This is a genomic window from Streptomyces sp. NPDC051776, assembly GCF_040681345.1.
In the GTDB taxonomy this organism is placed as follows: domain Bacteria; phylum Actinomycetota; class Actinomycetes; order Streptomycetales; family Streptomycetaceae; genus Streptomyces.
This window is the reverse complement of the sequence record NZ_JBFAYQ010000021.1, coordinates 68,310-86,400: the sequence shown is the minus strand read 5'-3', so window position 1 is coordinate 86,400 and position 18,091 is coordinate 68,310. Positions and strand designations below refer to the sequence as shown.

The window sequence follows — 18,091 nt, the reverse complement described above, 5'->3', positions numbered from 1 at the left end:
GTCACCGGGCCGGCCAGCCCGGACGAGCGCCGGACGAGCAATGAAGGGGCGCGCATGCCTGAGCCTTACGAGCCGTACGACCCGTACAGCCCTTATGACCTGATCACCATGGGACGCATCGGGGTGGATATCTACCCGCTCCAGACCGGTGTGTCGCTGGCGCAGGTCGAGACGTTCGGGAAGTTCCTCGGTGGCTCGCCGACGAATGTCGCCGTCGCCGCGGCCCGGCTCGGCCGCCGTACAGCGGTCATCAGCCGCACCGGGGACGACCCGTTCGGCCATTACATCCACCAGGCGCTGCGCGACTTCGGCGTGGACGACCGCTGGGTGACGGCCGTCGACCGGTACCCCACACCCGTCACGTTCTGCGAGATCTTCCCGCCGGACGATTTCCCGCTGTACTTCTACCGGGAGCCCAAGGCGCCCGACCTGGAGGTCGTGGCGGACGAGCTCGATCTCGACGCCATCAGGGCGGCCCGGGTGTTCTGGATGACGGGCACCGGTCTGTGCGAGGAGCCGAGCCGGGCCGCGACGCTCGCCGCGCTGGAGGCCCGCAGTGCGGCGGGCCCCGCACCGGCCAGCGCAGGCCCCGCCAGGTCAGCGCCGGCCATCGCGGGCCCCGCCAGGTCAGCGCCGGCGAGCGCCTCAGCGGCAACAGCGGCCACAGCGGTGCCCGCTGTTGAACCCGCCCTCCACACCACCGTGTTCGACCTCGACTGGCGCCCGATGTTCTGGCCCGACGCCCGTAACGCCCGCGCGTACTACAGCCAGGCCCTCGCCCACGCCACCGTCGCCGTCGGCAACCTCGACGAGTGCGAGGTCGCCACCGGCGAGCGCGAACCCCGCCTCGCCGCCGAGGCGCTCATCGACGCCGGTGTCGAACTCGCCGTCGTCAAGCAGGGACCGAAGGGCGTCCTCGCCGTCCACCGCGACGGCACCTCCGCCGAAGTCCCGCCCGTGCCCGTCGACGTGGTCAACGGCCTCGGCGCGGGCGACGCGTTCGGCGGCTCCCTGTGCCACGGGCTGCTCGCGGGGTGGGACCTGACGCGAACCATGCGCCACGCCAACGCGGCCGGCGCCATCGTCGCCTCTCGCCTCGCCTGCTCCGCCGCGATGCCCACCGAGGCCGAGGTCGAGGACCTCCTGGCCCGCTCCTGACGCACCGACGACCCCAGAGAAGGCACCCTTGAGCATCCGTCTCTCCGACATCGTGAAGGTGCGGACCCGGCACCCGGAGGCCATCGCCGAGGCCGCGGCCCGCCGCGTCCGCCGCCCCCTGATCGGGGACAGCGGGCGGCTGATGATCGTGGCCGCCGATCACCCCGCGCGCGGCGCCCTGGCCATCGGCGACCACGACCTGGCCATGGCCAACCGCACCGAGCTGCTGGAGCGGCTGTGCCTGGCGCTGTCCAGACCCGGGGTGGACGGCGTCCTGGCCACCGCGGACATCCTCGACGACCTGCTCCTGCTCGGCGCTCTCGATCACAAGGTTGTGATCGGCTCCATGAACCGCGGCGGCCTCGCCGGCGCCGTCTTCGAGATGGACGACCGCTTCACCGGGCCCCGTGCCGAGGACATCCACCGCCTCGGCTTCGACGCGGGAAAGCTGCTGCTGCGCATCGACTACGAGGACCCGGGCTCGCTCACCACGCTGCTCTCCACCGCCCGCACCATCGACGCCATGGCCGCCCACCGGCTCCCGGTCTTCGTCGAGCCGTTCATATCCCGCCGCGTGGACGGCAAGGTGCGCAACGACCTCAGCGCCGCGGCCGTCACCAAGTCCATCGCCATCGCCTCCGGACTCGCGGGCACGTCCGCGTACACCTGGCTGAAGGTGCCGGTCACCGAGGACCCGGACGAGATGGCGAGCGTCATGGAGGCCTCCACGCTCCCCGCCGTCCTGCTCGGCGGCGAGGTCGGCCGCGACCAGGACGAGATCTACGAGAAGTGGCGTAAGGCGCTGCGGCTGCCGACCGTGCAGGGCCTGGTGGTCGGACGCTCGCTGCTCTACCCGGCGGACGGGGACGTCGCCGGGGCCGTCGACACCGCCGTCGGACTGCTGTGAACCGCCGTACCCCACAGGAGACTTGACCTCATGACCTCCACCAGCTTCCACCTTCCGGCCGGGAGCGCGGCGAGAAGCCCGTACGTCGTGGACATCGATCCGAAGAGGGCCGGCTGGGACTACTCCGCCCTGCGCGTCCTCGAACTCGCGCCGGGCGCCACGCACGCCCTCGACGCCGGTGACAGCGAGTGGATCGTGCTGCCGCTCAGCGGCGGCTGCACCGTGACCATCGATGGCGAGGCCTCTCGCACCAGCGACACCTGCGAGCCCGCGGACACATCCGCCACCTCCGAGTCCGCCGCCACCTCCGAATCGGCCGCCACCTCCGCCACCTCCGAGACCGCCCACACCTTCGAACTCCACGGCAGGGAGAGCGTGTTCAGCGGCGTCAGCGACTTCGCGTACGTCCCGCGCGACGCGCGCGCCCGCATTACCTCGGCCGCAGGCGGACGGTTCGCACTCACCGGTGCCCGCTGCGAGCGCCGTCTGCCTGCACGCTACGGGCCCGCATCCGGCGTCCCGGTCGAGCTGCGCGGCACCGGGAACTGCTCCCGGCAGGTCAACAACTTTGCTGCCGCCGGGGTCTTCGAGGCCGACCGGCTCATCGCGGTCGAAGTGCTGACCCCGGGCGGCAACTGGTCCTCCTACCCACCGCACAAGCACGACGAGTTCCGTCCGGGCAAGGAATCGGAGCTGGAGGAGATCTACTACTTCGAGATCGCCGAGGCGCACGGCACCGAGGGCCTGGGCTACCAGCGCGTGACCCCTTCGGGCCCCGGCAAGGACACCGACGTGCTCGCCGAGGTCCGCGCCGGGGACGTCGTCCTCATCCCCGACGGCTGGCACGGCCCGTCCATCGCCGCCCCCGGCCACGCCATGTACTACCTCAACGTCATGGCCGGCCCCGGCGACGAGCGCGCCTGGCTGATCTGCGACCACCCCGACCACGCCTGGATCCGCGGCACCTGGGACGACCAGGCCGTCGATTCGCGGCTCCCGCTCTACGAGGCCCCCGCTGGAGGAAAGCGATGACCACTCGACGGCTCACCGTCGCCCAGGCGCTGGTGGAGTTCCTCTCCCGGCAGTACACCGAGCGCGACGGCCACCGGCAGCGGCTCATCGGTGCCTGCTGGGGCATCTTCGGCCACGGCAACGTCGCGGGCATCGGGCAGGCGCTGCTGGAGTCCGGGCCCGGGCGCATGCCGTACCTCCAGGGCCGCAACGAACAGGCCATGGTCCACGCGGCCGTCGGCTACGCCCGCCAGTCCGGCCGCCTGTCCACTCACGCCGTCACCACCTCCATCGGCCCCGGCGCGACCAACCTCGTCACCGGCGCCGCGCTCGCCACCATCAACCGGCTGCCTGTGCTGCTGCTGCCCGGCGACGTGTTCGCCACCCGGCCCGCCGACCCCGTCCTCCAGCAGCTCGAAGTTCCGTACGCGGGTGATGTGTCGGTCAACGACTGCCTGCGCCCGGTGTCGAAGTACTTCGACCGGGTCGTACGGCCCGAGTCGCTGATTCCGGCCGCGCTCCAGGCCATGCGGGTCCTCACCGACCCTGTCGACACCGGCGCCGTCACGCTCGCCCTGCCGCAGGACGTGCAGGCCGAGGCCTTCGACTGGCCCGAGGAGTTCTTCGCCGAACGGGTCTGGCACATCCGCCGCCCAGCACCGGACGCGGACGCGCTCGCCGAGGCCGCGCGGCTCGTACGGGCTGCCGCACGCCCCCTGATCGTCGCGGGCGGAGGCATCCATCACAGCGAGGCCGAGGACGCGCTGAAGGCCCTCGCCGACGCCACCGGCATCCCGGTCGCCGCCACCCAGGCGGGCAAGGGCTCGCTGCGCCACGACCACCCGGCGGACGTGGGCGGCATCGGCCACACCGGTACGGCCGTGGCCGACGACCTGGCCCGCACCGCCGACCTCGTGATCGGCGTGGGCACCCGCTGGACGGACTTCACCACCGCCTCCAACACCCTCTTCGCGGAGCCCGGCGTCCGTTTCCTCAACCTCAGCATCGCCGCCTTCGACGCCCACAAGATGGCCGGTCTCTCGGTTGTCGCCGATGCCCGAGCCGGCCTCGAAGCCCTGGCCGCCGCGCTGGAGGGCCACCGCGTCGACCCGGCCTACGTGCGTGAGTACACCGCAGGCAAGGAGCGCTGGGAGGAGGCCGTCGACCGGGCGTACGCCGCTCCGGACGAGAGCGCGCGGCCGACGCAGACGCAGGTGCTCGGCGCGCTGGACGCCGTCGTCGGCGACGAGGACGTGGTGATCAACGCGGCCGGGTCCATGCCGGGCGACCTGCACAAGCTCTGGCGGACCCGCTCCCCGCGGCAGTACCACGTCGAGTACGGCTACTCCTGCATGGGCTACGAGATCCCCGGCGCCATCGGCGTACGCCTGGCCGCCCCCGACCGCCCCGTGTGGGCCCTGGTCGGGGACGGCACGTATCTGATGATGCCGACGGAGATCGTCACCGCCGTACAGGAGGGCATCAACATCAATGTGGTGCTGGTCCAGAACCACGGCTACGCCTCCATCGGCGGTCTCTCCGAGCTGACCGGCGGCGAACGCTTCGGTACCGCCTACCGCTTCCGGGTCTGGGGGTCCCCTCAGGCCGAAGGCCCTGGTGAAGGCGCCTACACCGGCGACCCGCTGCCCGTCGATCTGGCCGCCAACGCCGCCAGTCTCGGCATGGATGTGCTCCGCGCGAGGACTGTCGGTGAGCTGCGCGAAGCGTTGGCCACGGCTCGCGCCTCCGACCGTCCCACATGTGTCTATGTGGAGACCGAAACAGCAGACACTCTGTCCGGCGCGCCCGGACCGCAGGCGTGGTGGGATGTTCCTGTGGCCGAGGCCGCCACCCGCCCGGCGGCCGTGAAGGCCCGGGAGGAGTACGAACGGCAGGCCGCCGGCCGACGCCGGCACCTGTGACTCCGTTGCGGGGCACCGTCCGGAGACAAGTGCCGAACGATCGTCCGGTCGGGGCCCGCGCACCACCGCCCACCCGTTGCCCACCGCCTCTCGCAAAGGATGACCATGAAGACCATCGACCACTGGATCGGCGGGAAGTCCGTCGAAGGCGATTCCGGCAACTACGGCCCGGTGACCGACCCGGCGACCGGTGCGCAGACCACCCGGGTCGCGCTGGCCTCGGTCGAGGAGGTCGACTCCGCGGTGGCCGCGGCCAAGGAGGCGTTCGCGACGTGGGGCACCTCCTCGCTCGCGGCACGTACCGCCGTGCTCTTCAAGTACCACGCGCTGCTGGACGCTCACCGCGACGAGATCGCCGAGCTGATCACCGCCGAGCACGGGAAGGTGCACTCCGACGCGCTGGGCGAGGTCGCGCGCGGCCTGGAGATCGTCGAGCTCGCCTGCGGGATCACGACCCAGCTCAAGGGCGAGCTGTCCACGCAGGTGTCCAGCCGTGTGGATGTGTCCTCGATCCGGCAGCCGCTCGGTGTCGTCGCGGGCATCACCCCGTTCAACTTCCCCGCCATGGTGCCGATGTGGATGTTCCCGCTCGCCATCGCATGCGGAAACACCTTCGTCCTCAAGCCCAGCGAGAAGGACCCGTCCGCGGCGATCCTCCTCGCCGAGCTGGCCGCCCGGGCCGGTTTGCCGGAGGGCGTCCTCAACGTCGTCAACGGTGACAAGGTCGCCGTCGACCGGCTGCTCGAGCATCCGGACGTGGCCGCCGTCTCCTTCGTCGGCTCCACTCCGATCGCCCGCTACATCCACACCACCGCCTCCGCCAACGGCAAGCGCGTCCAGGCCCTCGGCGGCGCCAAGAACCACATGCTGGTCCTCCCCGACGCCGACCTCGACGCGGCCGCCGACGCCGCGGTCTCCGCCGCGTACGGTTCGGCCGGCGAGCGCTGCATGGCAATCTCCGCGGTCGTCGCGGTCGGCGGTGTCGGCGACGAGCTGGTGGCGAAGATCCGCGACCGCGCCGAGAAGATCAAGATCGGCCCGGGCAACGACCCGACCTCCGAGATGGGTCCGCTCATCACGAAGGCCCATCGCGACAAGGTCGCCTCCTACGTGACGGGTGCCGCGGCCCAGGGCGCCGACGTCGTCCTGGACGGCACCGCCTTCACCGTCGAGGGCTTCGAGGACGGCCACTGGATCGGCCTCTCGTTGCTCGACAAGGTCTCCACGGACTCCGACGCGTACAAGGACGAGATCTTCGGCCCGGTGCTGTGCGTGCTGCGCGCCGAGACCTACGAGGACGGCCTCGCGCTCATCAACGCCTCGCCCTTCGGCAACGGCACGGCCATCTTCACCCGCGACGGCGGCGCCGCCCGCCGCTTCCAGTTGGAGGTCCAGGCGGGCATGGTCGGTGTCAACGTGCCGATCCCGGTGCCGGTCGGCTACCACTCCTTCGGCGGTTGGAAGGACTCGCTCTTCGGCGACCACCACATCTACGGCAACGACGGCGTGCACTTCTACACGCGCGGCAAGGTCGTCACCACGCGCTGGCCGAACCCGGAGGACGGCGGCGTGGACCTCGGCTTCCCGAAGAACCACTGACCTTCGAAGGACGGATCGCGTCACACGGCCCGGCGACATGCCGGGCCGTGTCGCGTCCGGGGCCCCGGGGCGCCGTGGTGAGCTGAGCGGCCGGGGGCGACTCGAGGAGGAGACCTGTGACCGCATCCGCCGCATCCGGAGGGGCCTCGGCCCGGAGCACGTACGACGACCTGAAGGCCCTGTTCATCAACTGCACCCTCAAGCCGTCCCCGGCCGTGAGCAACACCCAGGGCCTGGTCGACATCAGCCGCTCCATCATGGAGCGCGAGGGCGTCCAGGTGGACGAGATCCGCGCCGCCGACCATGACATCGCGACCGGGACATGGCCCGACATGACCGAGCATGGCGCCGCCAGTGACGTGTGGCCGCAACTCTACGAGCGGGTGCTGGACGCCGACATCCTGGTCCTGGCCGGGCCCATCTGGCTCGGCGACAACAGCTCGGTCACCAAGCGGGTGGTCGAGCGCCTCTACAGCTGTTCGTCCCTGCTCAACGACCGGGGCCAGTACGCCTACTACGGGCGCGTCGGTGGCTGCCTCGTCACCGGGAACGAGGACGGCGTCAAGCACTGCGCCATGAACCTGCTCTACAGCCTTCAGCACCTCGGCTACGCCATCCCGCCCCAGTCCGACGCGGGCTGGATCGGTGAGGTCGGCCCGGGACCGTCCTACCTGGACGAGGGATCGGGCGGGCCGCAGAACGACTTCACCAACCGCAACACCACCTTCATGACCTGGAACCTGATGCATCTCGCACGGCTTCTGAAGGACGCGGGCGGCTTCCCGGCGTACGGCAACCAGCGGGCCGAGTGGGACGCGGGCTGCCGCTTCGACTACGAGAACCCCGAGCACCGCTGAGGGAGCGGACCGCCCGGGGCTGTGAGATCCGGTACACCGCCGACGGCGAAGTCCGTACGGTTTTTCCGGACTTGTGCGCCATCTGGCCGACACTGGCCGTTTCTTCCGAGGGGCACCGCTGTAAGGGCCATGCAACCGCTCCGTACCGCCGTCGTGGTACGCGGTGACCGCCTTCTACCGCAACGGGAGACGCCGGGATTCCGTCCACAGGCCCCCTCGGCATGTCCGAGGGCGTCCGTAGGATCCGGGACATGGATCTCCGACTGCCCGGACGCGTACCCCGGCCCCGGATGCCCCAGCGGCGGGGGCGGTGGCTCGCGGTCCTTGCCGTGCTCGCCGTGCTCGCCGGCGGCATCGGCTGGAGCGCGGCGGCCGGGGACGAGGAGCCGGTGCACCGGGAGGACCGGATCCTCGCCCTGCCCGAGACACCGCGCTCCTCCGAGGACGTGAGGATCGACACCGCCTTCTACACCGCCGGACCCGCCACCACCCGCCGTCCCGCCGTCCTCCTCGCCCATGGCTTCGGGGGCAGCAAGGAGCAGCTCCGCGGCGAGGCGGAGAAGCTGGCCCGCGACGGCTACGCCGTACTGACCTGGTCCGCGCGCGGCTTCGGCAGGTCCACCGGCCGCATCGGGATCAACGATCCGGACCGTGAAGTCGCCGATGTCCGCGGGATGATCGACTGGCTGGCGAAGCGTCCGGAGGTGCGGCTGGACTCTTCCGGCGACCCTCGCGTGGGGGTCGCCGGAGCCTCGTACGGGGGCGCGATCTCGCTGCTGGCCGCTGGGTACGACAAGCGCGTCGACGCCATCGCGCCGCAGAACACGTACTGGAACCTGGCCGACGCACTGTTTCCCCATGGGGTGTTCAAGAGCCTGTGGGCCGGGATCTTCTTCTCCACCGGCTCCGCCCCCATCCCGACCGGCGGCGGGGAAGGCGGCCGGACCCCGGGTGACGACGCACAGGCCGCCGCCTCCGGCCAGGACCCGGCGGCCGGGCAGAGCGTGGGCGGAGACACTGGAGCCGCGCCCGGCGCGGTCCCGCCGCCCGGACAGGAGCCCGGCTGCGGCCGGTTCGAGAAGGAGCTGTGCGCGATGTACGAGCGGGTGGCGGTCGCGGGCAAGCCGGATTCCGCGGCGCGCGACCTGCTCGCCGAGCGCAGTCCGTCGGCTGTCGGTGATCGCATCAAGGTCCCCACCCTGATCATGCAGGGCCAGACCGACTCGCTGTTCCCGCTGGACAACGCCGACCGCATCGCCCGCGCCGTCCGGGGCAACGGCGCGCCCGTAGCGGTCGACTGGCTCGCCGGCGGCCACGACGGCGGGGACCAGGAGACCGACCGGGTCAGGAACCGCGTCACGGCCTGGTTCGACCGCTATCTGAAGGGCGAGGAGAACACCGACACCGGACCGGCCTTCCGCGTCTCCCGCACGGGAGGCATCGACTCCACCGACGGCCGCTCCCAGCTCCGCGGCGCGACGGGCGAGCGCTACCCGGGGCTGAGGGGCACCGAGCGCCGCAGCGTCACGCTCGGAGGCCGCGAGCAGCGGATCGCCAACCCGGCCGGTTCCACCCCGCCCGCGATCTCCGGGTTGCCCGGGGTCGGCGGCCTGTCGCGGCTGTCCGGCCTGGGCGTCGGGGTGTCCGTCGACTTCCCCGGCCAGTACGCGAGTTTCCAGTCCCGGCCGCTGTCGTCCGGCACCCGCGTCACCGGTTCGTCATCCGTCCGTGTGAAGGTCAGGTCCGACGCGGACGAGGCCGTGCTGTTCGCCAAGGTCTACGACGTCGGCCCGGACGGCAGCAGGGTGCTGCCCTCGCAGCTCGTCACCCCCGTCCGTGTCGCCGGCGCGAAGGAGGGGAAGACCGTCCGGCTGGAGCTGCCACCGGTCGACCACACGTTCCCGGCCGGGCACCGGATGCGGCTCGTCGTCTCCTCGACCGATCTCGCGTACGCGTCCCCGGCCGAGCCCGCCACCCACTCCGTCGCTCTCGACGGGTCCGGCGCTCTGACCGTGCCGACCGCGCCCGAGGTGCGGTCCGGCTACGAGGCCCTGCCCTGGTGGGCCTGGGGCCTGCCGCTGGCCGGAGCCGTCGCGGCGGCCGCCCTGCTGCTGACCGGCCGCCGCCGCACCGCCGTACTGCCGCCCGACGCGGAACTGGCCGATGTGCCGCTGCAGATCACGGACCTGACCAAGCGGTACGCCAAGTCCGACGACCGGTACGCGGTCCGCGATCTGTCCTTCCGTGTCGAACGCGGCCAGGTGCTGGGACTGCTCGGCCCCAACGGCGCCGGCAAGACCACCACCCTGCGCATGCTCATGGGTCTGATCCGGCCCGACGCGGGCGGAATCCGCATCTTCGGGCACGCCGTCGTGCCGGGTGCGCCCGTGCTGTCGCGGGTCGGCTCGTTCGTCGAGGGCGCCGGATTCCTGCCGCATCTGTCCGGGCGCGCAAACCTCGATCTCTACTGGAGGGCGACCGGACGCCCGGCGGCGGACGCGCACATCGAGGAGGCCCTGGAGATCGCCGGTCTCGGTGACGCCCTGGAGCGCGCCGTCCGTACGTACTCCCAGGGCATGCGGCAGCGTCTCGCCATCGCCCAGGCCATGCTCGGCCTGCCGGATCTGCTGATCCTCGACGAGCCCACCAACGGCCTGGACCCGCCGCAGATCCGCGAGATGCGCGAGGTCCTGATCCGGTACGCCGCCGCCGGACGGACCGTCATCGTCTCCAGCCATCTGCTGGCGGAGGTCGAGCAGAGCTGCACGCACCTGGTCGTGATGGACCGCGGCGAGCTGGTCACCGCGGGCCCCGTCGCTGAGATCACCGGCAGCGGGGACACGCTGCTGGTCGGGGTCGCGGGCGGCTCGCCCTCCGGCGCCGTCGCGGACCGGGTCGCCGCCCTGCCGGGTGTCGTCTCCGCGGTGCGCACCGACGAGGGCCTGCTCGTACGCCTGGACGGGCTGACCACCCCCGAACTGCTCGTCGAACTGGTTCGGTTGGAGATCCCGGTGGACCGGGTCGGGCCGCACCGCCGCCTGGAGGACGCGTTCCTCACCCTGATCGGAGGAGGCACCCCGTGACCGCGACGGACCGCACCGGCGCGCTCGTGCAGTCGGCGCCCGGCTACCGCGCCCGGCACACCCTGCCCCTGCGCGTGGAGGCCATGCGCCAGCTGCGCCGCCGCCGCACGTACGTGATGGGCGGGGTGCTCGCCGCCCTGCCGTTCGTCCTGATCGCCGCCTTCGCCATCGGCGGCGGCTCGGACAACGGGAACAGCCGCGTGACGCTCGTCGACACCGCCACGGCCTCGGGCGCGAATTTCGCCGCGACCTGCCTCTTCGTCTCGGCGGGCTTTCTGCTCGTCGTGCCGGTCGCGCTGTTCTGCGGCGACACGGTCGCCTCGGAGGCGAGCTGGTCCTCGCTGCGCTACCTGCTGGCCGCGCCCGTGCCCCGCACCCGGCTGCTGGCCGCCAAGCTGGCGGTGGGGCTTGCCTTCAGCGCGGCGGCGATGGTGCTGCTCCCCGTGGTCGCGCTCGCCGCGGGCACAGCGGCCTACGGTTGGGATGCCCTGCAGCTCCCCACCGGGGGTTTCCTCGCGCCAGGCACGGCCCTGCCGCGCCTGGCGCTGGTCGTTGCGTACATCTTCGTCGGGCAGCTCGTCACCGCGGCCCTCGCCTTCTGGCTCTCGACGGTGACCGACGCCCCGCTGGGCGCCGTGGGCGGCGCGGTGGGCCTGACGATCGTCGGCAATGTGCTCGACCAGGTCACCGCGCTCGGTTCGTGGCGCGACTTCCTGCCCGCTCACTGGCAGTTCGCCTGGGCGGACGCGCTGCAGCAGCAGGTGGAGTGGGCCGGGATGATCAAGGGGACGGCCGTCTCGGTGGCCTACGCGCTGGTCCTGGGCGCGCTCGCGTTCCGCGGCTTCCGCACCAAGGACGTGGTGTCCTGACGACGCGTGGTCTGCCGGCGCCGATTCCGGATGCCGCGCTCCTGCGTCCTCCGCGGTCGGTGCTCGCCGGGCGATGGTGTCCGGCGCGCCGTACGGTGGTCGGTGCGACGTCCATGACGACCGAGGGAGCGAGCCCGATGACCGGTGAACCGGCCTTCTTCGAGATCGGCGTGGAGGATCCCGAGCAGGGCCGTGCCTTCTACGGCGCCCTCTTCGGCTGGACCTTCGAGCCGGGCCCCGTGGGCGGTGGATTCGCCATCGGCACGCCGGGCCTGCCCGGTGGCATGCACGGAGGTGACCCGGGCGCCGGCCCGTATCTGTTCTTCCGCGTCGACGACCTGGACACGGCGCTCGACCGCGTCCGGGAGCTGGGTGGCACGGTCGAGGAGGCGGATGTCGAGGGGGACGAGGACTCCGTCCGTACCTTCGGCCGTTTCCGACTCTGCCGCGACGACCAGGGCTCACGCTTCGGGCTGCACCAGCCGCCGTCCGCATCCTGACCGCGGCCGCGTGCCATGGAACTCCAACCGGCCGAGGCGCGGCGGCGCTTCGCGGCACAACGGGTCGCCCGGCTCGCCACGGTGAGCGATGACGGACGGCCGCACCTCGTGCCCGTCACGTTCGCGCTGGACGGTGACACGTTCTTCTCCGCAGTCGACCACAAGCCCAAGCGCGTCCGGGATCTGCGGCGGCTGCGCAACATCCGGGCGAACGCGAGCGTCGCGCTGCTGGCCGACCACTATGCGGAGGACTGGGCCGCCCTCTGGTGGGTGCGCGCCGACGGCACCGCCGAGATCATCGAGGACGAGTCGGGCCGGGCGCGCCCGGTGGCGCTGCTGGTGGAGAAGTATCCGCCGTACCGTGAACGGCCGCCCCGCGGCCCGGTGGTGGCGGTCACGGTGTACCGCTGGTCCGGCTGGTCCTACGCCTCCTGAATCTGCCGCGGGCTCCGGGTCGGCTTCGGACAAGAGCCCCTCCAAGCCGCTCAACCTGACAACGACAAGGCCTGTTCCTCGATCAAGCAGGGCCCCGGCAGCCAGGAGATCGCCACGGGGACGTTCGTCCGGCTGCTGAAGGACCTCATACGGGACCAGGAGATCGGCAAGCGGACCTGCTTGCCGACGGGCCCCGCCGGTCCCGTGCGGGCAGGCGGCCCCGTCTGCCGATGTCCCTGGCCGGTCCCGTGCGGGCAGGCGGCCCCGTCTGCCGATGTCCCTGGCCGGTCCCGTGCGGGCAGGCGGACCCGTCTGCCGACGGGCCCCGCCGTTCCGTGCGGGCAGGCGGACCCGCTTGCCGATGTCCCTGGCCGGTCCCGTGCGGAACCCTGCCCGTCGCGACGACGGCCTCGTCCGGTCCCGTGCGGGCCCTGTCCGCCGCAGGATTGTGTACAGCTGACTGCTGGAGCGGGACTGTTCGGTCACCTCGGCCCCATTCCGACGGGGCCACCCTGGCCGGGATCCAGAGGCCCGGTTCCCGCTTCACGCACGCAACGTCCGGCGCGGTCGTCCGCCCCGGGGCATCGTGATCGTCACCGGAAGGTCGCCAGCAGTGGATAGTTCGGCCGAATTGGCTTGATCCATGACCTCGTTGGGGTCGAGCAGGCATGCTCTACAGGTGCCTACCCTGCCGTTCCAACTCCCGTTCCCGCGCCGTGCACCGCGCGCCGGCCACATGGTCGTCTGCGGGGACAACGCGCTCGCGCACCGGCTCGTCACCGAACTGGCCACCGTCTACGGCGAGCGGGTCACCGTCGTCCTGCCCTCCGTCCGCCATCGCCACGGCCCCCAGATCGCCGCTCTCGCCCGCCGATCCGATCTGGAGGTCGCGGTCGTCGAGGCAGCGGAGCCGGACGACGGCGCGCTGATCGAGGCCGGTGTGGAGGGTGCCGCGGCGCTCGCGCTGGCCACCGGTGACGACCAGGACAACATCCACGCCGCGCTGCGCGCCCGCCGCCTCAACCCCGAACTTCGCATCGTCGTACGCCTCTTCAATCGCAAACTCGGACGGCATCTGGAGGCGCTCCTGGAGCGGGCTGCGGCCGTCCGCGCGCCCGGGATGGACTCCCGGACGATCGAAGCCTCGACGACGGTGCTGTCCGACGCGGACACCGCCGCCCACTCGCTGGCCGCGGCGGCCGTCACCGGCACCACCAAGATCGTTCAGGCCGACGGGCTCATGCTGCGCGCCTCCGACCGCAGCGCGGGCGAACGCACCAGCCGGGGCGCGCTGTGCACCCTCGCCCTGCATGCCACCTCGGACGACGAAGAGCCCCAACTGCTGCCGGACGACGAGACGCTGGCCCGTACGCACGCCGCCCACCCCGCCGTCGTCCTGGAGGCGATGAGCCACGGCACGGAACGGGCCTTGCCCGCACCGCGGATGGCAGGATCGCTCCCCCTGGCGTCCTTCTTCTCCCGCAGGCTGCGCATTGCGACCGCGGGGCTCACCGGGCTGGTGGTCCTGCTCGCCGTGCTCACCTGGCTGGTCACCCCGGCCGGCCCGTTGAGCGCGTTCTATCTGGCGCTGCTCGACGTCTTCGGAATCGGCGACCCCGCCGTGGGGGAGTCCACGGGCCGTCAGGTCCTGCAACTCCTCGCGGGCCTGGCCGGGTTGATGATGCTTCCCCTGCTGTTCGCCGTCGTGCTGGAGAGCTACGGGTCCTTCCGTGCCGCCTCCTCCGTCCGCAGACCGCCGAGCGGACTGTCCGGACACGTCGTCCTGCTGGGCCTGGGGAAGGTGGGGGCGCGTGTGCTGGACCGGCTCTGCGAACTCGACGTGCCGGTGGTCTGCGTCGAACGCGACCAGAACGCCCGTGGACTGGCCGTCGCGCGCAGCAGGAGGGTCCCGGTCGTCATCGGCGACGTCACCGAGGAAGGCGTCCTGGAGGCGGCCAAGATCCGGCGCAGCCGCGTGCTGCTCGCCCTCACCAGCAGCGACAGCACCAACCTCGAAGCCGTGCTCTACGCGCGCGAGATACGGCCCGATCTGAGGGTCGTCCTGCGGCTGTACGACGACAAGTTCTCCACCACCGTCTACCGCACGCTGCGGGACTCCTACCCCGGCGCTCTCACCCGCAGCCGCAGCGTGTCGGCACTGGCCGGGCCATCCTTCGCGGGGGCCATGATGGGCCGCCAGATCCTCGGCGCCATCCCGGTGCAGCGCCGCGTGCTGCTCTTCGCCGCGATCGAGGTCGGCGGCCACCCCGAACTCGCGGGCCGCACGGTTGCTGAAGCGTTTCGCCCCGGTGCCTGGCGGGTCCTGGCCCTCGATGTCGCCGCCCCCGAGGAGCGCAACCCCGATCTCTCCCTGCCGCTGCGGGTCGACCCGGAGCACCGCGGGCCGGAGCTCGAATGGGACCTGCACCCCGGATATGTGCTGCAGCCGGAGGACCGCGTCGTCATCGCCGCCACCCGGCACGGTCTGGGCCATCTGCTGCAGCGCGGCGCGGCACAGGACGAGGCGCCGGGCCGGGCTCCGCGCCGCGCGCCGGAGCCGGGGGAGGACCCGGGAGCCGGACCGGATGCGCGCCGGGATCCATCCCCGGACGGCGAGGCGGAACCCTGTCAGCGCGGTGCGCAACCGGACCGGGACGCGGACCCCGGGTCACGCTGAACGGCGGCGTCCGGCATCCTCGGCCGCGGCGCCCGGTCCTGACCGGACGGGCCGCGCCCGGAGGGGAGTTGCGGCAGTAGGCATCCGCGCATGCGGGGCATCCGGGCGGCAGGCGAGACGCGGACGCGGATCAGCGGCGTTCCCGCGAGTGGCCGAAGAGGATCCGGTAGCCGATCAGCAGCACCAGGGCGCCGCCGATGGCCGCGACCCAGGTCTCCGGATCGTAGAAGTCCTTAGGCACCGGCCGGTCGAGAAAGTGCAGCGAGAGCCACCCGCCGACGAAGGATCCGACGATCCCGATGAAGGTCGTGCCGATCAGCCCGCCCGGGTCGCGGCCCGGGAGAAGGATCTTGGCGATGACTCCGGCGATGAGGCCGAGGATGATCCAACTGACGATGCTCATATCGGCGTCCTCTCACACACATGCTGTTCCAGTCCGGCGCTCTGTCCGGCGCTCTGTCCGGAACTCTGCCCGGAACTCTGCCCGGAGTTCATGTCCGGACACTGAAAGGACGCTTTCTGTCGTCTCCATGGTTCGTCCGGTCAAGATGCGTACGCCTCGGCGCAAAAGTTGTGACACGTGGTGTCGCACGATGACGCCGAGTAGCGTCATATGCGGATTGCGGTTTCCTCCGCAGTGCACCATTGCGGCTTGTCCTGACCGAGGTCGAGGTGGCGATGCCATGAACGCGGATGTGGCGGACCTGCCGCGGGAGCAGTTGCTGGAGCTGCCCTTCGCGGCCGAGGACGTGCCCATACTGCGGCGGCAGCTCACGGAGTGCGCCGCCCGCGCCGGTCTCGGGGAGCCTCGGCGCAGCGACTTCGTCCTCGCCGTGCACGAGGTGGCGTGCAACGCCGTCGAGCACGGTGGCGGGGCCGGGCGCCTCCTCCTCTACCGCAGCAACGGCACGCTGCACTGCAAGGTCACCGACCACGGCCCGGGCTTCACGGAGGACGTCATCCCGCCCGATCCGCCGGGAGTGTGCAGCGGGGAGGGCGGTCGCGGCCTGTGGCTGACGCAGCAGCTCGCCGACCGCCTGGAGATCGCTGCGGGGGCGGTCGGTGCCGTGGTCACCCTCGCCATGGGCCTGCGCTGAGCGCCCGGACGCCCACCGCGCCGCCCTCCCTGCCGACTACGGAGCGTGCTGAAGGTGCCCGACCGAAACTGTCTGACGGAGGCGGAGAAGGGCTTGCGGCGTATCTGTGCCCAAGTGGCCGACACTGCACGCCGCTTCGGGACGGGCCGGGCCTGGGTGCGGGCACGGGCGCTCACGGCAGTCGCCCGGGCCACCTTCACACCGTCGGCGGGGCGACGCGCGTGTAGGTGCGGGTCGCGGTGCCACCGGGGGTGGTCACCGCGACAGTGGACGAACCCGCAGGGCCCGGCGGTGCGATCGCGGTGACGTACGTGTCGGAGACCACCGTGAAGGCCGCTGGTGCGCCGCCGATGGTGACGGACTGGGCAAGCGTCAGCCCCGTACCGATCAGGGTGACCGTGTTGCCGCCCGTGGCAGGCCCCGAAGGCGGTGCGAGAGAGGTGAGGGAGGGGACGGCGGCGTAGGTGTAGGTGACCGTGGGCGTGCTGGTGCCGCCGGGGGTGATGGCCGTGACGGCGACGGCACCGGCGGACGACGCGGGTGCCGTGGCGGTCACCTGGGTGTCGGAGACCACCGTGAACGACGGGGCGGACGTGGCCCCGAACCGCACCGCCGTGGCGCCGAGGAGATTGCTTCCGGTGAGCGTGACCGTCGTTCCCCCGGACACCGGCCCCGTGTCCGGGGAGATCTGCGTGACGGCGGGGGTGCCGCGGTAGAAGTAGAAGACGGTTGGCGGAGTCGTGCCCGCAGGGGTGGTGACGGTCACGGCGGCGGCGCCGGGACACGCCGCGGGAGCCACGGCAGTGATCTGGGTGTCGGAGATCACCGTGAACGATGTCGCGGGTACGGCACCGAAGTTCACCTGCGTCGCGCCAGTGAAACCGCTGCCCGTCAGGGTAACGGTCGTGTTCCCGGTGGCCGGCCCCTGGGCGGGAGCGATCGTCGTGAGACCGGGTGCCGCCACGTAGGTGTAGGAGAGCCCGTTGCTGGTGCCGCCGGGGGTGGTGGCTGTGACCTGGACGGTTCCGGTTCCAGGTGGGGCGGTGGCGGTGATCTGGGTGGGGGAGACGACGGTGAAGGAGGGGGCCGCGGTCGTACCGAAGGTGACCGCGGTGGCGCCGCTGAGGCCGGTTCCGGTGAGGGTGACGGTGGTGCCGCCGGTGGGTGGACCCGAGCTGGGGTTGAGGGAGTTGAGCACGGGCGTGGCCACGGCGACGTAGGTGTACGGCACGAACTGGGCACTGACCCCGCCGGGCGTGGTGACCGTGACTCCCACCGTGCCCGAGCCCGCCGGGGACACCGCGGTGATCCGGGTGGGGGAGACGACGGTGAAGGAGGGGGCCGCGGTCGTACCGAAGGTGACCGCGGTGGCGCCGCTGAGGCCGGTTCCGGTGAGGGTGACGGTGGTGCCGCCGGTGGGTGGACCCGAGCTGGGGTTGAGGGAGTTGAGCACGGGCGCGGCCACGGCGACGTAGGTGTACGGCACGAACTGGGAGCTGATGCCGCCGGGCGTGGTGACGGTGACCCCTACCGTGCCGGAGCCCGCCGGGGACACCGCAGTGATCCGGGTGTCGGAGTTGACCGTGAACGAACCTGCCGGTGTGGCGCCGAATCGCACCTGTGTGGCGCCGCTGAAGCCGCTGCCGGTCACCGTGACCGCGCTGCCTCCGCCCGTCGAACCGGAGGACGGGCTGATCGAGCTGACCACGGGCACGGCCAGGAGCGCCGCGACGGGTATCGGGTCTTTCGCCTCGTGTGACGGTTCGGCCCTGCTCATGGCTGCTCTCCTGACGGCGTGATGGCGCGGGCCCGGCCGGCCGTGGCGAAGACCGGCCGGGACCCGCCGGCGTGAGGGACCTCGGGCCGTTCCGTCCGGTGCACGAGGACCCGCCCGCCAAGCCCGTACGGCGACCGGGACGGCGGCCGCGCTGCGGCCAGTTGCAGCGGCCCGCGCACCGGGTGCGGGTCAACTGTTC

The 18,091-nt window shown here is 72.0% G+C and carries 14 protein-coding genes; 12 read left to right on the top strand and 2 right to left on the bottom strand.

Annotated elements, in window-relative coordinates:
• Positions 1-54: 54 nt before the first annotated feature.
• From AB0M26_RS18070 to AB0M26_RS18020, 11 genes are all read left to right on the top strand, one after another.
• Positions 55-1,158, top strand: coding sequence for a 5-dehydro-2-deoxygluconokinase (locus AB0M26_RS18070; protein WP_365261781.1), 1,104 nt, complete (start codon positions 55-57; stop codon positions 1,156-1,158).
• A gap of 28 nt (positions 1,159-1,186) precedes the next feature.
• A complete protein-coding gene (locus tag AB0M26_RS18065) occupies positions 1,187-2,065 on the top strand; it encodes a deoxyribose-phosphate aldolase (protein WP_365261778.1) in 879 nt (292 codons plus the stop codon).
• A 30-nt stretch (positions 2,066-2,095) separates the two neighbouring features.
• Positions 2,096-3,097: a 5-deoxy-glucuronate isomerase gene (gene iolB / locus AB0M26_RS18060; protein ID WP_365261775.1), complete on the top strand. Its 1,002-nt coding sequence runs from the start codon at positions 2,096-2,098 to the stop codon at positions 3,095-3,097.
• Positions 3,094-4,998, top strand: a complete 1,905-nt coding sequence (gene iolD, locus AB0M26_RS18055) for a 3D-(3,5/4)-trihydroxycyclohexane-1,2-dione acylhydrolase (decyclizing) (RefSeq protein ID WP_365261772.1) — start codon at positions 3,094-3,096, stop codon at positions 4,996-4,998. Before iolB ends, iolD begins: the two co-directional genes overlap by 4 nt.
• A gap of 99 nt (positions 4,999-5,097) precedes the next feature.
• Positions 5,098-6,597, top strand: a complete 1,500-nt coding sequence (mmsA, locus tag AB0M26_RS18050; RefSeq protein WP_365261769.1) for a CoA-acylating methylmalonate-semialdehyde dehydrogenase — start codon at positions 5,098-5,100, stop codon at positions 6,595-6,597.
• Between the two features lie 116 nt (positions 6,598-6,713).
• Positions 6,714-7,454 carry a flavodoxin family protein gene (locus tag AB0M26_RS18045; RefSeq protein WP_365261766.1) on the top strand — a complete coding sequence of 247 codons (741 nt, stop codon included), beginning with the start codon at positions 6,714-6,716 and terminating at the stop codon, positions 7,452-7,454.
• 251 nt (positions 7,455-7,705) lie between these two features.
• Positions 7,706-10,537 carry an alpha/beta fold hydrolase gene (locus tag AB0M26_RS18040; protein ID WP_365261763.1) on the top strand — a complete coding sequence of 944 codons (2,832 nt, stop codon included), beginning with the start codon at positions 7,706-7,708 and terminating at the stop codon, positions 10,535-10,537.
• Positions 10,534-11,406, top strand: coding sequence for an ABC transporter permease (locus AB0M26_RS18035; protein ID WP_365261760.1), 873 nt, complete (start codon positions 10,534-10,536; stop codon positions 11,404-11,406). Before AB0M26_RS18040 ends, AB0M26_RS18035 begins: the two co-directional genes overlap by 4 nt.
• A gap of 137 nt (positions 11,407-11,543) precedes the next feature.
• Positions 11,544-11,906, top strand: a complete 363-nt coding sequence (locus AB0M26_RS18030) for a VOC family protein (RefSeq protein WP_365261757.1) — start codon at positions 11,544-11,546, stop codon at positions 11,904-11,906.
• A gap of 15 nt (positions 11,907-11,921) precedes the next feature.
• Entirely contained in the window at positions 11,922-12,341 is a 420-nt protein-coding gene (locus tag AB0M26_RS18025; RefSeq protein ID WP_365261754.1) for a TIGR03668 family PPOX class F420-dependent oxidoreductase, read from the top strand.
• 736 nt (positions 12,342-13,077) lie between these two features.
• Complete coding sequence (locus AB0M26_RS18020; RefSeq protein ID WP_365261874.1) at positions 13,078-15,018, top strand: NAD-binding protein; 1,941 nt, start codon at positions 13,078-13,080, stop codon at positions 15,016-15,018.
• A gap of 130 nt (positions 15,019-15,148) precedes the next feature.
• Here AB0M26_RS18020 and AB0M26_RS18015 read toward each other — a convergent pair whose 3' ends face one another.
• Positions 15,149-15,421, bottom strand: coding sequence for a GlsB/YeaQ/YmgE family stress response membrane protein (locus AB0M26_RS18015; protein WP_365261751.1), 273 nt, complete (start codon positions 15,419-15,421; stop codon positions 15,149-15,151).
• Positions 15,422-15,701: 280 nt separating this feature from the next.
• Between AB0M26_RS18015 and AB0M26_RS18010 the strand changes: the two genes are divergently transcribed.
• The gene (locus AB0M26_RS18010; protein ID WP_365261748.1) at positions 15,702-16,115 is read left to right on the top strand and encodes an ATP-binding protein; all 414 of its coding nucleotides are present in this window, start codon (positions 15,702-15,704) and stop codon (positions 16,113-16,115) included.
• 196 nt (positions 16,116-16,311) lie between these two features.
• Here AB0M26_RS18010 and AB0M26_RS18005 read toward each other — a convergent pair whose 3' ends face one another.
• Positions 16,312-17,892: an IPT/TIG domain-containing protein gene (locus AB0M26_RS18005; protein WP_365261745.1), complete on the bottom strand. Its 1,581-nt coding sequence runs from the start codon at positions 17,890-17,892 to the stop codon at positions 16,312-16,314.
• Positions 17,893-18,091 lie beyond the last annotated feature (199 nt).

Excerpts from the sequence above, each read along its gene's own strand:
- AB0M26_RS18070 (WP_365261781.1), top strand. The coding sequence starts at position 55 with ATGCCTGAGCCTTACGAGCCGTACGACCCGTACAGCCCTTATGACCTG.
- iolB (WP_365261775.1), top strand. The coding sequence starts at position 2,096 with ATGACCTCCACCAGCTTCCACCTTCCGGCCGGGAGCGCGGCGAGAAGC.
- iolD (WP_365261772.1), top strand. The coding sequence starts at position 3,094 with ATGACCACTCGACGGCTCACCGTCGCCCAGGCGCTGGTGGAGTTCCTC.
- mmsA (WP_365261769.1), top strand. The coding sequence starts at position 5,098 with ATGACCATGAAGACCATCGACCACTGGATCGGCGGGAAGTCCGTCGAA.
- AB0M26_RS18040 (WP_365261763.1), top strand. The coding sequence starts at position 7,706 with ATGGATCTCCGACTGCCCGGACGCGTACCCCGGCCCCGGATGCCCCAG.
- AB0M26_RS18030 (WP_365261757.1), top strand. The coding sequence starts at position 11,544 with ATGACCGGTGAACCGGCCTTCTTCGAGATCGGCGTGGAGGATCCCGAG.
- AB0M26_RS18025 (WP_365261754.1), top strand. The coding sequence starts at position 11,922 with ATGGAACTCCAACCGGCCGAGGCGCGGCGGCGCTTCGCGGCACAACGG.
- AB0M26_RS18020 (WP_365261874.1), top strand. The coding sequence starts at position 13,078 with ATGGTCGTCTGCGGGGACAACGCGCTCGCGCACCGGCTCGTCACCGAA.
- AB0M26_RS18015 (WP_365261751.1), bottom strand. The coding sequence starts at position 15,421 with ATGAGCATCGTCAGTTGGATCATCCTCGGCCTCATCGCCGGAGTCATC.
- AB0M26_RS18010 (WP_365261748.1), top strand. The coding sequence starts at position 15,702 with ATGAACGCGGATGTGGCGGACCTGCCGCGGGAGCAGTTGCTGGAGCTG.
- AB0M26_RS18005 (WP_365261745.1), bottom strand. The coding sequence starts at position 17,892 with ATGAGCAGGGCCGAACCGTCACACGAGGCGAAAGACCCGATACCCGTC.